Below are 14,010 nucleotides of genomic sequence, written 5' to 3' on the forward strand. Positions count from 1 at the left end.
TTATCCTTGTAGGTACAAACCGCTCCAGACAAGGACAGTAGCGCGTTACGAAAGTTATGCGGCGCGTACGCAAAAAAAACGCCCCCTTTCGGGAGCGTTCTTTTTTACAGCGCGTGTATTACTTGCGCTTCATCGACAAGAAGAACTCGTCGTTGGTCTTGGTCGTTTTCAGCTTGTCGACCAGGAACTCGATGGCAGCCACTTCGTCCATCGGGTGCAGCAGCTTACGCAGGATCCACATACGCTGCAGTTCGTCGTCGGCCGTCAGCAACTCTTCGCGGCGGGTGCCGGAGCGGTTGATGTTGATCGCCGGGAACACACGCTTCTCGGCGATCTTGCGATCCAGAGGCAGTTCCATGTTACCGGTACCCTTGAACTCTTCGTAGATCACTTCGTCCATCTTCGAGCCGGTTTCAACCAGCGCGGTGGCGATAATGGTCAGCGAGCCGCCTTCTTCGATGTTACGCGCCGCACCGAAGAAGCGTTTTGGCTTCTCGAGGGCGTGGGCATCGACACCACCGGTCAAAACCTTGCCGGAGCTCGGGATCACGGTGTTGTAGGCACGGGCCAGACGGGTGATGGAGTCGAGCAGGATCACCACGTCTTTCTTGTGTTCAACAAGGCGTTTGGCCTTCTCGATCACCATTTCGGCAACCTGCACGTGACGGGTCGGCGGCTCGTCGAAGGTCGAGGCAACCACTTCGCCGCGCACGGTGCGCTGCATTTCGGTTACTTCTTCCGGACGCTCGTCGATCAGCAACACGATCAGATGAACTTCAGGGTTGTTACGGGCGATGTTCGCTGCGATGTTTTGCAGCATGATCGTTTTACCGGCTTTCGGCGGTGCAACGATCAGACCACGCTGGCCTTTGCCGATCGGGGCGCACAGGTCGATCACACGACCGGTCAAGTCTTCAGTGGAACCGTTACCGGCTTCCATCTTCATGCGCACGGTCGGGAACAGCGGGGTCAGGTTCTCGAAGAGAATCTTGTTTTTCGCGTTCTCGGGACGATCGAAGTTGATCGTGTCGACCTTGAGCAGAGCGAAATACCGCTCGCCTTCCTTCGGAGGGCGGATCTTGCCAACGATGGTGTCACCGGTGCGCAAGTTGAAGCGGCGGATCTGGCTTGGCGAGACGTAGATATCGTCCGGGCCGGCCAGGTAGGAAGCGTCAGCGGAGCGCAGGAAGCCGAAGCCGTCCTGGAGAATCTCCAGCACGCCATCACCGGAGATTTCCTCGCCGCTTTTCGCGTGCTTTTTCAGCAGGGAGAAAATCACGTCCTGCTTGCGCGAACGGGCCATATTTTCTATGCCCATCTGTTCGGCCAATTCGAGCAGTTCGGTAATCGGCTTTTGCTTGAGTTCAGTCAGATTCATATAGGAATGACGTAATCATTTATGGAGGGGGGGAAATTAAGCTTTTGGCTTAATGAGGCCGCGCCGCAGAGAAGGCGACAGGATCGCGAACTAATTCGAAAAGGAGTGCGTCGGCGACGGCTAGCAGGGGGCAATGGAGAAACCAGTGCGGGGCCGAATGTACCACCTGAGTTTCGGAGCGTCTAGCCCTGAATACGCAAAAAGCCCCGCTAATTGCGGGGCTTTTTTTCAGGCACTTTACAGCGACGCTTAGATGTTGGCGTCGAGGAAAGCAGCCAGCTGCGACTTCGACAGGGCGCCGACTTTGGTCGCTTCAACGTTGCCGTTCTTGAACAGCATCAACGTCGGGATACCACGCACGCCATGCTTGGCCGGGGTTTCCTGGTTCTCGTCGATGTTCAGCTTGGCAACGGTCAGCTTGCCTTTGTACGTCTCGGCAATCTCGTCCAGAACCGGAGCGATCATTTTGCAAGGACCGCACCATTCAGCCCAGTAATCGACCAGGACAGCGCCTTCGGCCTTGAGTACGTCGGCTTCGAAGCTAGCGTCGCTAACGTGTTTGATAAGATCGCTGCTCATGGAATTCTCCAGGTTGTAAGCAAAAAAACGTGGCCCATCATAGCCGCCCTTCCCCTGTTCAGGAAGCCGCAGTTGATTGAGTCTTGCTATGGCACTCGATGAGTTTGGGTATAGCTCAAGTCACGCCGTGGCGGGGGCGATGAAGGAAATTCCGGTGCGCAGTGCAGCGTTGCGCACGTGTTCCTGCATGGCTTTTTGCGCAGCGCCGGACGCCCGGCGTGCGAGGGCGCGCAGAATCTTGCGGTGTTCCTGCCAGGTTTCCATGGCGCGTTCGGCGCGGATGAACGGCAGTTTCTGGCTCTCGAGAAACATTTCGGCACTGGCCGTGAGGATGCTCAGCATCGCCTGATTGCCGCTGGCCAGCAGGATGCGGCGGTGGAATTCGAAGTCGAGTTTCGCCGCCGCCTCAAAGTCGCCGACCTTCAATTGCTCGCGCATGGCCGCCACGTTGTCTTCCAGCGCATCCAGATCGAACGTGCTCAACGTCACCGCCGCCAACCCTGCTGCAAACCCTTCGAGCGCATAGCGCAATTGAAAGATATCCAGCGGCGACGCCTGCGCCGCGAACGACCAGCCCGGCGCGCTGTCGCCACGCGACAATTCCACTGGCGACTGCACGAATACGCCCTTGCCCGGCTGAATGCTGACCACACCCAGCGCGCTCAGTGATGACAGCGCCTCACGCAACGACGCCCGGCTGACGCCCAGTTGCAGCGCCAGATCGCGCTGCGAAGGCAAGGCATCACCCGCGCCGAAACCCTGCTCGGTGATCAGTTTGCGGATCGCTTGCAGCGCCACTTCGGGTACCGCACGGGAAATCGAATTCATGGTTTTTCGGACGCGCCAGGCCAATGTGCGGCTAGTTGTAAAGCTATTCGCCGAGTCCGGCAAGTCGTGCCCCAGCGGGGTTCGGTGCTGCGGAGCGATGCGCGATAGCGGTGCGAAAAACAACCTGACTGTTCAGACCAGTAAGACCGAGCAAACCCGCTGAAACCGCGGCCTGCCGCGACGAAAGCCGTGTATTGGCACGGCCCGTGCTCTGTCCGAACGCAGAAATCACTTCTCGCCGATCCGGAGATTGTTCATGACCAAGCGTTACAGCGCCCTCCTCGCCGCTCTGTTTTCCAGCCTGTTGCTCAGCCAGCTCCCGGCTCACGCCGACGGTCTCGAAGACGTGGTCAAACGCGGCACGCTGAAAGTCGCCGTGCCCCAGGACTTCCCGCCGTTCGGCTCGGTCGGCCCGGACATGAAACCGCGCGGTCTGGACATCGACACGGCGAAACTGCTGGCCGACCAGCTCAAGGTCAAACTCGAACTGACCCCGGTCAACAGCACCAACCGCATCCCGTTCCTCACCACCGGCAAGGTCGATCTGGTGATTTCCAGCCTCGGCAAAAACGCCGAGCGTGAAAAGGTCATCGACTTCTCCCGCGCCTACGCACCGTTCTACCTCGCCGTGTTCGGCCCGCCAGACGCTGCGATCGCCAGCCTCGACGACCTCAAGGGCAAGACCATCAGCGTCACCCGTGGCGCCATCGAAGACATCGAACTGACCAAGGTCGCCCCCGAAGGCGTGACCATCAAACGTTTCGAAGACAACAACTCGACCATCGCCGCTTACCTCGCCGGGCAGGTCGACCTGATCGCCAGCGGCAACGTGGTGATGGTCGCGATCAGCGAGAAGAACCCGAAACGCGTGCCGGCGCTGAAAGTGAAGCTCAAGGACTCGCCGGTCTACGTTGGCGTGAACAAGAACGAAGCGGCGCTGCTGGCCAAGGTCAACGACATCCTGACCACCGCCAAGGCTGACGGCGCACTGGAAAAGAATTCGCAGACCTGGCTGAAAGAGCCGCTGCCGGCCGATCTCTGATCGGCTGCGCGGGAGACTTTCATGGCTTATCAGTTCGATTTCATGCCGGTGGTGGAAAACACCGACCTGCTGCTGCGCGGGGCGCTGTTCACCCTTGAGCTGACGGCCATTGGCGCACTGCTCGGGGTTGGCGTCGGGATTGTCGGCGCGCTGGTGCGGGCGTGGAACATCCGCCCGTTCTCGGCAATCTTCGGCGTCTACGTCGAGTTGATCCGCAACACGCCGTTTCTGGTGCAGTTGTTTTTCATCTTCTTCGGCCTGCCGTCGCTGGGCGTGCAGATTTCCGAGTGGCAGGCGGCGGTGCTGGCGATGGTGATCAACCTTGGCGCCTATTCGACGGAAATTATCCGCGCGGGCATTCAGGCGATTCAGCGCGGGCAACTGGAAGCCGCAGCAGCGCTGGCGATGACGCGCTTCGAGGCGTTCCGCCACGTGGTCCTGCTGCCGGCGCTGGGCAAGGTCTGGCCGGCGCTGAGCAGCCAGATCATCATCGTCATGCTCGGCTCGGCGGTGTGTTCGCAGATCGCTACCGAAGAGCTGAGCTTCGCTGCCAACTTCATTCAGTCGCGCAACTTCCGCGCCTTTGAAACCTACGCGCTGACCACGCTGATCTACCTGTGCATGGCGCTGCTGATTCGCCAACTGCTCAACTGGATCGGCCGGCGCTACATCAGCAGGAGCCGCGCATGAGCGATTTCACCTTCTGGGACATCCTGCGCAACCTGCTCGTCGGCCTGCAATGGACGCTCGCGTTGTCGCTGGTGGCGTTTATAGGCGGCGGCCTCGTCGGGCTGCTGATCCTGATCATGCGCATCTCGAAAAACACGCTGTCGAGCAGCATTGCGCGCACTTGGATCGAGCTGTTTCAAGGCACGCCACTGTTGATGCAGCTGTTTCTGGTGTTCTTCGGCGTAGCCTTGGCCGGGATCGAAATCTCACCGTGGATGGCCGCAGCGATTGCCTTGACCTTGTTCACCAGTGCTTATCTGGCGGAGATCTGGCGCGGTTGCGTCGAGTCGATCGCGCATGGCCAGTGGGAAGCGTCGGCGAGTCTGGCGCTCAATCCTTTGGAGCAACTGCGCTACGTGATCCTGCCGCAAGCGCTGCGCATTGCCGTGGCGCCGACCGTGGGTTTCTCGGTGCAAGTGGTCAAAGGCACCGCCGTGACCTCGATCATCGGTTTCACCGAGCTGACCAAGACCGGCGGCATGCTCGCCAACGCCACATTTGAACCGTTCATGGTCTACGGCCTCGTCGCCCTCGGCTACTTCCTGCTCTGCTACCCCTTGTCCCTCAGTGCGCGCTATCTGGAAAGGAGACTGCATGCCTCTGCTTAGAATTTCCGCCCTGCATAAATACTACGGCGATCACCACGTGCTCAAAGGCATCGACCTCAGCGTCGAGGAAGGCCAGGTGGTGGCGATCATCGGCCGCAGCGGCTCGGGCAAATCCACCCTGCTGCGCACGCTTAATGGTCTGGAGTCGATCAATGACGGCGTGATCGAAGTCGACGGCGAATACCTCGACGCCGCCCGCGCTGATCTGCGCAGCTTGCGGCAGAAGGTCGGCATGGTCTTTCAGCAGTTCAATCTGTTCCCGCACCTGACGGTGGGCGAAAACGTCATGCTCGCGCCGCAAGTGGTGCAGAAAGTGCCGAAAGCCAAGGCTGCGGAACTGGCGCGGCAGATGTTGGAGCGGGTCGGTCTGGGGGAAAAATTCGACGCCTTCCCTGATCGATTGTCCGGCGGCCAGCAACAGCGCGTGGCGATTGCCCGGGCATTGGCGATGTCGCCGAAGGTATTGCTGTGCGATGAGATCACCTCGGCGCTCGACCCGGAACTGGTCAACGAAGTGCTCAGCGTGGTGCGGCAATTGGCCAGGGAAGGCATGACGCTGATCATGGTCACCCACGAAATGCGCTTTGCCCGCGAGGTCGGGGATAAATTGGTGTTCATGCACCATGGCAAGGTGCATGAAGTGGGGGATCCGAAGGTGTTGTTTGCCCATCCGCAGACGGCGGAGCTGGCGAACTTTATTGGCACAGTAGAAGCGACAGCCTGAAAGATCTTCTGAGGCAGTGATGACCTCTTCGCGAGCAAGCTCGCTCCCACATTGGAATGCGGTCACCTGTGGGAGCGAGCCTGCTCGCGAATGGCCGCGCCGCGGTCTCAAGCTTTTCTGCGCTGAATCAACGGTTTGAACCATGCGCGTTGGCGCCAGCGTTTGATCGTGGCACGATGTCGAGGTTATCGACCGAGACCCCCTGACCATGCCGCAATCCCAAGCCAAGAATCTGTCCCTGATCGCCGCAATCGACCTGGGCTCCAACAGCTTTCACATGGTCGTGGCCAAGGCCCAGAACGGCGAAATCCGCATTCTCGAGCGCCTCGGCGAGAAAGTTCAGCTGGCTGCCGGCATCGACGATGAGCGCAAGCTCAACGAAGAATCGATGCAACGCGGCCTCGATTGTCTCAAGCGTTTTGCCCAACTGATCAACGGTATGCCGCTGGGCGCCGTGCGTATCGTTGGCACCAACGCCTTGCGTGAAGCGCGCAACCGCCTCGAATTCATCCACCGCGCCGAAGAAATCCTCGGTCATCCGGTGGAAGTCATCTCCGGCCGCGAAGAAGCGCGGCTGATTTATCTGGGCGTGTCGCACACCCTCGCCGACACCCCGGGCAAACGTCTGGTCGCCGACATCGGCGGCGGCAGTACCGAGTTCATCATCGGTCAGCGTTTCGAGCCGCTGCTGCGCGAAAGTCTGCAGATGGGTTGCGTCAGCTTCACCCAGCGCTACTTCAAGGATGGCAAGATCACCCCGGCCCGCTACGCCCAGGCGTACACGGCGGCGCGGCTGGAGATCATGAGCATCGAACACGCCCTGCACCGCCTGACCTGGGATGAAGCCATCGGCTCCTCGGGCACCATCCGCGCCATCGGCTTGGCCCTGAAGGCTGGTGGTCATGGCACCGGTGAGGTGAATGCCGAAGGTCTGGCCTGGCTCAAGCGTCGCCTGTTCAAGCTCGGCGACGTCGACAAGATCGATTTCGAAGGCATCAAGCCGGATCGCCGGACAATCTTCCCGGCGGGTCTGGCGATTCTCGAAGCGATTTTCGACGCCCTCGAACTGCAACGCATGGATCACTGCGACGGCGCCCTGCGTGAAGGCGTGCTCTACGACCTGCTCGGACGTCATCATCACGAAGACGTGCGCGAGCGCACCCTGACCTCGCTGATGGAGCGTTACCACGTCGACCTCGAGCAGGCGGCACGGGTCGAACGCAAAGCCTTGCACGCGTTCGATCAAGTTGCGGTGGACTGGGAGCTGGATGACGGCATCTGGCGCGAACTCCTTGGCTGGGCGGCGAAAGTGCACGAAGTCGGCCTCGATATCGCTCACTATCACTACCACAAACACGGCGCCTACCTGATCGAGCACTCGGACCTCGCGGGCTTCTCCCGTGAAGACCAACAGATGCTCGCGCTATTGGTGCGTGGCCACCGCCGCAACATTCCCAAAGACAAGTTTGCCGACTTCGGCGACGACGGTGACAAGCTGATTCGCCTGTGCGTGCTGCTGCGCTTTGCGATCCTGTTCCACCACATTCGTGGCACCCAGACGATGCCGCAGGTGGTGTTGCACGCCAAGGGCAATACCCTGGATGTGGAATTCCCGGAGAACTGGCTGGATGAGAATCAGCTGACTCAGGCGGATTTCGGGCTTGAGGCGGATTGGCTGACGCGGGTGGGGATTGTACTTAACGTTCACTGAGTCTCGATTGGACATAAAAAAGGCGATCCTTCTGGATCGCCTTTTTTATTTAGTGTTCGGCTGGGATTTAGTGGTGCGCGTGAGATCGATGCCCCTCACCCCAGCCCTCTCCCGAGGGAGAGGGAGCTGATTTGTGGGCTTTTCAAATCCTGAGTTCGACTCGGTATTGCAAGTCGGCGTAACCCTGACATCCACCTCGGTCAGTCCCCTCTCCCTCTGGGAGAGGGTTAGGGTGAGGGGCTCTTAGCTGCTTACCGGAAGGATGGGGCTACCCAACCGTTCCAGCAACGTCGCCTGCGCACTCCTCGGGTTCTGGTTGCCGGTCGGCGTGTTGCGAATGTATCGGCCATCCGACTGCAAGCTCCAGCTATGAGTGTTATCAGTCAGGTACAGCTCCAGCTCTTTCTTCACCCGGGTCAGCAGCTTTTTGCCTTCGACCGGGAAGCAAGTCTCGACGCGCTTGTCGAGGTTGCGCTCCATCCAGTCGGCGCTGGAGAGGAACATCTGCTCGTCGCCGCCGTTGAGGAAGTAGAACACCCGCGTGTGCTCAAGGAAGCGCCCGATGATCGAGCGCACATGGATGTTGTGCGAAACCCCGGCGATGCCCGGACGCAGGCAGCACATGCCGCGCACCACCAGATCGATGCGCACGCCAGACTGGCTGGCCTTGTACAGCGCGCGGATGATCTTCGGATCGGTCAGCGAGTTGAACTTGGCGATGATGTGCGCCGGTTTGCCGTCGAGCGCAAATTGCGTCTCGCGGGTGATCATGTCGAGCATGCCCTTTTTCAGGGTAAACGGCGCATGCAGCAACTTCTTCATGCGCAGGGTTTTACCCATGCCGATCAACTGGCTGAACAGTTTGCCGACGTCTTCGCACAAGGCGTCGTCGGAAGTCAGCAGGCTGTAGTCGGTGTACAGCTTGGCGTTGCCGGCGTGGTAGTTACCGGTGCCGAGGTGCGCGTAGCGGACGATTTCGCCGGCTTCACGACGCAGGATCAGCATCATCTTGGCGTGGGTCTTGAAGCCGACCACGCCGTAGATCACCACCGCACCGGCCGCTTGCAGACGGCTGGCCAGTTGCAGGTTGGACTCTTCGTCAAACCGCGCACGCAGCTCGATGACCGCCGTGACTTCCTTACCGTTACGCGCGGCATCCACCAGCGCATCGACGATTTCGGAGTTGGCGCCGGAACGGTACAGGGTCTGGCGTACGGCCAGAACGTGCGGGTCTTTCGCCGCCTGACGCAGCAGGTCGACCACCGGGGTGAACGACTCGAACGGGTGCAGCAGCAGGATGTCCTGCTTGCTGACCACGCTGAAGATGTTTTCGCTGTTCTGCAGCAGTTTCGGGATCTGCGGGGTGAACGGCGTGTATTGCAGCTCCGGGTGGCTGTCCAGACCGGTGATGCTGAACAGCCGCGTCAAGTTGACCGGGCCGTTGACCTGGTACAGCTCGCTCTCGCTCAGGTTGAACTGCTTGAGCAGGTAATCCGAGAGGTGTTTCGGGCAAGTGTCGGCGACTTCCAGACGCACCGCATCACCGTAACGACGCGAGAACAACTCACCACGCAGTGCGCGAGCCAAGTCTTCAACGTCTTCGGAGTCGAGCGCGAGGTCAGCGTTTCGGGTCAGACGGAACTGATAGCAGCCTTTTACCTTCATGCCCTGGAACAGGTCATCGGCGTGGGCGTGGATCATCGACGACAGGAACACATAGTTGTCGCCAGCGCCGCCGACTTCTTCCGGCACCTTGATGATCCGTGGCAGCAAGCGCGGCGCCGGGATGATCGCCAGACCGGAGTCGCGACCGAAGGCGTCGATGCCTTCCAGCTCGACGATGAAGTTCAGGCTCTTGTTCACCAGCAACGGGAACGGGTGCGTCGGGTCGAGGCCGATCGGGGTGATGATCGGCGCGATCTCGTCGCGGAAGTAGCGGCGCACCCAGGTCTTGAGCTTGACCGTCCAGTTGCGGCGACGGATGAAGCGCACCTGATGCTTTTCCAGCTCCGGCAACAGAATGTCGTTGAGGATCGCGTACTGACGATCAACATGGCCGTGGACCAGCTCGCTGATCCGCGCCAGTGCTTGATGCGGTTGCAGACCGTCGGCACCCGCCTGTTCACGGGCGAAGGTGATTTGCTTCTTCAGGCCGGCGACGCGGATTTCAAAGAATTCGTCGAGGTTGCTGGAAAAGATCAGCAGGAACTTCAGGCGTTCCAGTAACGGATAGGACTCGTCCAGCGCCTGTTCGAGCACGCGGATGTTGAATTGCAGTTGCGAGAGCTCGCGGTGGATGTACAGGCTGCTGTCATCCAGACCGGGAATGGCAATCGCCGGCACCGCCGCCGCAGGTTCGGCCGCCGGCGCGGGTGGCGCAGGCTCCAGTTCCGGCGGGGTCTCGGTGATTTGCTCGACCACCGGCTGAGCTTCTTTTACTGCAACTTCCGTGAGTCCTTCGGTATTCATTGAATGTTCCTGGGAGGGCTATTTCTGCTCTCGTAACAATTGAGCGGCGCGGACAGCAAAGTAAGTCAGGATGCCATCAGCGCCGGCACGTTTAAAGGCGGTCAGTGATTCGACAATCACCGCCTCGCTCAACCAGCCATTCTGGATCGCCGCCATGTGCATGGCGTATTCGCCGCTAACCTGATAGACGAAGGTCGGCACTTTGAAGGCATCTTTTACCCTGAAAAGAATGTCCAGGTAGGGCATGCCCGGTTTGACCATGACCATGTCCGCGCCTTCAGACAAGTCCGCACCGACTTCGTGCAGCGCTTCGTCACTGTTGGCCGGATCCATCTGATAGGAGGCCTTGTTGGCCTTGCCGAGGTTCGACGCTGAACCCACCGCATCGCGGAACGGGCCGTAGTAGGCGCTGGCGTACTTGGCCGAGTAGGCCATGATCCGCACGTTGACGTGGCCGGCGATTTCCAGCGCTTCGCGGATCGCCTGAATGCGACCGTCCATCATGTCCGACGGCGCGACGACCTGAGCGCCAGCTTCGGCATGGGACAAGGCTTGGCGGACCAGTGCGTCGACGGTGATGTCGTTCTGTACGTAGCCTTCTTCGTCGAGAATGCCGTCCTGACCGTGGGTGGTGAACGGGTCGAGCGCCACGTCAGTGATCACGCCAAGTTCCGGGAAACGCTCACGCAGCGCACGGGTGGCGCGCTGGGCAATGCCTTCGGGGTTCCAGGCTTGCGCGGCGTCGAGAGATTTCAGTTCGGGAGGAGTGACCGGGAACAGCGCCAGCGCCGGAATCCCCAGTTCGACCCACTTGGCCGCTTCTTCGAGCAGCAAATCGATCGTCAGCCGTTCTACCCCGGGCATCGACGCCACGGCTTCGCGGCGGTTTTCACCGTCGAGCACGAATACCGGCAGGATCAGGTCATCGACCGTCAGCACATTTTCCCGCACCAGCCGGCGCGAAAAATCATCACGGCGATTGCGGCGCAGGCGTGTGGCTGGGAACAGACGGTTGGCGGGGGTAAAGCTCACGGCGGACTCCTGAGCCCGCGCAAACGGGCGAGCGTGACAGTTATAGACGGCCATTATGACCAACAGATGACAGTTGTGTGAGACCTGTGTCACGTAGCCGCATTCCATTCTCAGTGTAGGAATTGTTCACGTCGAGACACATTTGGACACTTTCATGAATGTGTCCGAAGGGTTAGGCTGCGCGTTCATTTCGCCAGCACCCAGACAATGCTCCAACAATTTCTGCATGACTTTGGCTACTTTGCCTTGTTCCTCGGCACGTTCTTCGAAGGCGAAACCATTCTGGTGCTCGCGGGCTTCCTCGCGTTCCGTGGATACATGGACATCAATCTGGTGGTGGTCGTGGCGTTCTTCGGCAGCTATGCCGGCGATCAGCTGTGGTACTTCCTCGGCCGCAAGCACGGGCGCAAGTTGCTGGCGCGCAAACCGCGCTGGCAGATGATGGGCGACCGCGCGCTGGAGCACATTCGCAAACATCCGGACATTTGGGTGCTGAGCTTCCGTTTCGTTTACGGTCTGCGCACGGTGATGCCGGTGGCGATCGGTCTGTCGGGGTATCCGCCGGGACGCTATTTGCTGCTCAACGGCATTGGCGCGGCAATCTGGGCTACGGCGCTGGCGGCGGCGGCTTACCACTTCGGCGCGGTGCTGGAGGGCATGCTCGGCAGCATCAAGAAATACGAGCTGTGGGTACTCGGCGCGCTGCTGATCCTTGGCGTTGGCCTGTGGCTGCGTCGCCGCTTCAAGAATGCGCGGCTGGCCAAGCAGGTTTACGAGGACGAGCAAATCGCCAAAGCGGCCAAGGCTGAACAGCTCGAAGCCGAACAGGCCAACCCCGCCGAACCTAAGACGCCAGCCGAGTAACGCGCTGGCGACTCACATACAGCCCGCCCACACTGAGCAGGCTGTAGGCAAGCAGGCCAACCCACATTACCGGGTTGGCCGGCGATAGCCCGACCAGTGGCGCCAGCCATAGCAGCGGCACATTCAACCCCAGCCGCAGCAACTCGACCTTCAGCGCCCTCGGGCGATTCTCCAGGGCCACGCCCAACGCAAACAAGCCAAAAGCCACTGCGCCCCAACCGAGCAGCAGCGCGGCCGTCGGCAGGCTTCTTTCCAGGTTCATCAGATAACTGCCCAGCGCGATGTACACGCAAAACTGCAGCGCCACATAGCATTGCTGACGCCGCTCGAGCGGTACCTCGAATTTGCCGAAGCGGGCCAGATCCGGTTTGTTCATAGGGTACTTCGCCGCCACGTCCGCCGGGCGCCAACCGGTGCGCATGAACCAGATTCGCAGCTTGTCCCACGGGCGCTCGGCCCGCCGTGCGTCATCCCACAACTGCGCATAAAACTGCAGATTGGCCCACAGCGGATTCCAGCTCGCCAGCGGCGTGGTCACGCCGAAAACCACCGGTTCGTTGTCATCTTCTTCCTGAAACGTGCCGAACAGCCGATCCCAAAGAATGAACACACCGCCGTAGTTGCGATCCATGTAGAGAGCGTTCTGTGCATGGTGAGCCCGATGATTGGATGGCGTGACGAAAAACCACTCGAACCAGCCAAGTTTGGGAATGTGGCGGGTGTGCACCCAGAATTGATAGAGCAGATTCAGCGCTGCGACGCTGACAAACACCAGCAGCGGCACGCCGAGCATGGCCATCGGCAGGTAGAAAATCCAGCCGAGCAGAAAGCCGGTGCTGGTCTGGCGCAACGCGGTGGAGAGGTTGTACTCCTCGCTCTGGTGATGCACCGAATGCGCAGCCCAAAGGATGTTGCGCTCATGGCCCAGGCGGTGCAGCCAGTAGTAGCAGAAGTCGTAGAGAACGAAGGCCAGCACCCAGACCCAGGCGCTGTCCGCCGACAGTTTGAACAGCGCCAGGTGCTCCAAAGCAAAGGCATAGGTCAACAGCCCTACGCCTTTGGTCAGCAATCCGGTGGTGGTCGACAGCACGCCGGTACTGATGCTGCTCACCGCATCGGCGAGGCGATAGTTATTCACCCCGCGCCAGCGGTCGGCGATCAGCTCAACCGCAATCAACACGAGGAAAAACGGCACCGCATACAGAATGAAATCCATGACGCGCCCCGCTCGCAAACGTATGGAACAGATCCTAGGCTCAGCGCCCGATTAACCCTATGGCAACGCGCGACAATTTAGTGGACATTTAGCGCCATGAATCTGGAGAGAAACCCATGAGCAAAAAAGTTGCAGTGATCCTGTCCGGCAGTGGCGTGTACGACGGCGCCGAGATCCATGAGAGCGTGATCACCCTGCTGCGTCTCGACCAACGCGGCGCCCAGGTGCAGTGCTTCGCCCCAAACATCGCGCAATTACACGTGATCAACCACCTGACGGGCGAAGAAATGCCCGAGTCGCGCAACGTCCTGGTGGAGTCGGCGCGCATCGCCCGCGGCAACATCAAGGACATCCGCGAGGCCGACGTCGACGACTTCGATGCCCTGATCGTGCCCGGTGGTTTTGGTGCAGCGAAGAACCTGTCCAACTTCGCCGTCGAAGGTGCTGGCTGCAGCGTGCAGCCTGAAGTTTTGGCTTTGGCAGAGGCATTTGCCGAAGCAGGCAAGCCCGTCGGCCTGATGTGCATCTCGCCGGCCTTGGCCGCGAAGATCTACGGCCCGGGCGTGACCTGCACCATCGGCAACGATGCCGACACCGCCACGGCAATGAACAAGATGGGCGCCACCCACGAAGACTGTGCGGTGACCGATATCATCGAAGACAAGGCACGCAAACTGGTGACCACTCCGGCATACATGCTGGCGCAGAACATCAGCGAAGCGGCTTCGGGGATTAACAAACTGGTCGACCGGGTCCTCGAACTGACCCACGAAAACGACGCCTGATCCCCGGCAGCACACACAACAAAATGTGGGAGCGAGCTTGCTCGC

At 60.1% G+C, this 14,010-nt stretch carries 13 protein-coding genes; 7 read left to right on the forward strand and 6 right to left on the reverse strand.

Annotation, left to right across the window (positions count from 1 at the left end; genetic code table 11):
- Positions 1-118 precede the first annotated feature (118 nt).
- From rho to A8O26_RS00875, 3 genes are all read right to left on the reverse strand, one after another.
- Positions 119-1,378 (reverse strand): transcription termination factor Rho, encoded by a 1,260-nt coding sequence (gene rho, locus A8O26_RS00865; RefSeq protein ID WP_003229334.1) that lies wholly within the window; start codon positions 1,376-1,378, stop codon positions 119-121.
- 249 nt (positions 1,379-1,627) lie between these two features.
- Positions 1,628-1,957 carry a thioredoxin TrxA gene (gene trxA / locus A8O26_RS00870; RefSeq protein WP_003206727.1) on the reverse strand — a complete coding sequence of 110 codons (330 nt, stop codon included), beginning with the start codon at positions 1,955-1,957 and terminating at the stop codon, positions 1,628-1,630.
- A gap of 120 nt (positions 1,958-2,077) precedes the next feature.
- Positions 2,078-2,785 (reverse strand): FadR/GntR family transcriptional regulator, encoded by a 708-nt coding sequence (locus tag A8O26_RS00875; protein WP_064116362.1) that lies wholly within the window; start codon positions 2,783-2,785, stop codon positions 2,078-2,080.
- A gap of 256 nt (positions 2,786-3,041) precedes the next feature.
- Here A8O26_RS00875 and A8O26_RS00880 point away from each other — a divergent pair, with 256 nt between their 5' ends.
- From A8O26_RS00880 to ppx, 5 genes are all read left to right on the forward strand, one after another.
- Positions 3,042-3,827: a transporter substrate-binding domain-containing protein gene (locus tag A8O26_RS00880; protein WP_064116363.1), complete on the forward strand. Its 786-nt coding sequence runs from the start codon at positions 3,042-3,044 to the stop codon at positions 3,825-3,827.
- 21 nt (positions 3,828-3,848) lie between these two features.
- Positions 3,849-4,517, forward strand: a complete 669-nt coding sequence (locus A8O26_RS00885) for an amino acid ABC transporter permease (protein ID WP_064116364.1) — start codon at positions 3,849-3,851, stop codon at positions 4,515-4,517.
- Positions 4,514-5,164 carry an amino acid ABC transporter permease gene (locus tag A8O26_RS00890; RefSeq protein WP_064116365.1) on the forward strand — a complete coding sequence of 217 codons (651 nt, stop codon included), beginning with the start codon at positions 4,514-4,516 and terminating at the stop codon, positions 5,162-5,164. Before A8O26_RS00885 ends, A8O26_RS00890 begins: the two co-directional genes overlap by 4 nt.
- Positions 5,151-5,888, forward strand: a complete 738-nt coding sequence (locus A8O26_RS00895) for an amino acid ABC transporter ATP-binding protein (protein WP_064116366.1) — start codon at positions 5,151-5,153, stop codon at positions 5,886-5,888. The genes A8O26_RS00890 and A8O26_RS00895 overlap by 14 nt, the downstream gene beginning before the upstream one ends.
- Before the next feature lie 208 nt (positions 5,889-6,096).
- Positions 6,097-7,599: an exopolyphosphatase gene (gene ppx, locus A8O26_RS00900; protein ID WP_064116367.1), complete on the forward strand. Its 1,503-nt coding sequence runs from the start codon at positions 6,097-6,099 to the stop codon at positions 7,597-7,599.
- 243 nt (positions 7,600-7,842) lie between these two features.
- On the opposite strand, the gene ppk1 is transcribed toward ppx, so the two are convergent.
- Positions 7,843-10,068 (reverse strand): polyphosphate kinase 1, encoded by a 2,226-nt coding sequence (ppk1, locus tag A8O26_RS00905; protein ID WP_064116368.1) that lies wholly within the window; start codon positions 10,066-10,068, stop codon positions 7,843-7,845.
- An 18-nt stretch (positions 10,069-10,086) separates the two neighbouring features.
- Positions 10,087-11,100, reverse strand: coding sequence for a porphobilinogen synthase (gene hemB, locus A8O26_RS00910; protein ID WP_064116369.1), 1,014 nt, complete (start codon positions 11,098-11,100; stop codon positions 10,087-10,089).
- 207 nt (positions 11,101-11,307) lie between these two features.
- Between hemB and A8O26_RS00915 the strand changes: the two genes are divergently transcribed.
- Positions 11,308-11,964 (forward strand): DedA family protein, encoded by a 657-nt coding sequence (locus A8O26_RS00915; protein ID WP_064116370.1) that lies wholly within the window; start codon positions 11,308-11,310, stop codon positions 11,962-11,964.
- Here the strand turns inward: A8O26_RS00915 and A8O26_RS00920 are convergent.
- Positions 11,945-13,180, reverse strand: coding sequence for a sterol desaturase family protein (locus A8O26_RS00920; RefSeq protein ID WP_064116371.1), 1,236 nt, complete (start codon positions 13,178-13,180; stop codon positions 11,945-11,947). The genes A8O26_RS00915 and A8O26_RS00920 overlap by 20 nt on opposite strands.
- A 116-nt stretch (positions 13,181-13,296) precedes the next feature.
- Here A8O26_RS00920 and elbB point away from each other — a divergent pair, with 116 nt between their 5' ends.
- Positions 13,297-13,965, forward strand: coding sequence for an isoprenoid biosynthesis glyoxalase ElbB (elbB, locus tag A8O26_RS00925; protein ID WP_064116372.1), 669 nt, complete (start codon positions 13,297-13,299; stop codon positions 13,963-13,965).
- The last annotated feature ends 45 nt before the right edge of the window (positions 13,966-14,010 follow it).

This window comes from Pseudomonas fluorescens (assembly GCF_001648775.1).
Lineage (GTDB): Bacteria > Pseudomonadota > Gammaproteobacteria > Pseudomonadales > Pseudomonadaceae > Aquipseudomonas > Aquipseudomonas fluorescens_M.

Coding starts and splice junctions, on each gene's coding strand:
- rho (WP_003229334.1), bottom strand. CDS start 1,378: ATGAATCTGACTGAACTCAAGCAAAAGCCGATTACCGAACTGCTCGAA.
- trxA (WP_003206727.1), bottom strand. CDS start 1,957: ATGAGCAGCGATCTTATCAAACACGTTAGCGACGCTAGCTTCGAAGCC.
- A8O26_RS00875 (WP_064116362.1), bottom strand. CDS start 2,785: ATGAATTCGATTTCCCGTGCGGTACCCGAAGTGGCGCTGCAAGCGATC.
- A8O26_RS00880 (WP_064116363.1), top strand. CDS start 3,042: ATGACCAAGCGTTACAGCGCCCTCCTCGCCGCTCTGTTTTCCAGCCTG.
- A8O26_RS00885 (WP_064116364.1), top strand. CDS start 3,849: ATGGCTTATCAGTTCGATTTCATGCCGGTGGTGGAAAACACCGACCTG.
- A8O26_RS00890 (WP_064116365.1), top strand. CDS start 4,514: ATGAGCGATTTCACCTTCTGGGACATCCTGCGCAACCTGCTCGTCGGC.
- A8O26_RS00895 (WP_064116366.1), top strand. CDS start 5,151: ATGCCTCTGCTTAGAATTTCCGCCCTGCATAAATACTACGGCGATCAC.
- ppx (WP_064116367.1), top strand. CDS start 6,097: ATGCCGCAATCCCAAGCCAAGAATCTGTCCCTGATCGCCGCAATCGAC.
- ppk1 (WP_064116368.1), bottom strand. CDS start 10,068: ATGAATACCGAAGGACTCACGGAAGTTGCAGTAAAAGAAGCTCAGCCG.
- A8O26_RS00915 (WP_064116370.1), top strand. CDS start 11,308: ATGCTCCAACAATTTCTGCATGACTTTGGCTACTTTGCCTTGTTCCTC.
- A8O26_RS00920 (WP_064116371.1), bottom strand. CDS start 13,180: ATGGATTTCATTCTGTATGCGGTGCCGTTTTTCCTCGTGTTGATTGCG.
- elbB (WP_064116372.1), top strand. CDS start 13,297: ATGAGCAAAAAAGTTGCAGTGATCCTGTCCGGCAGTGGCGTGTACGAC.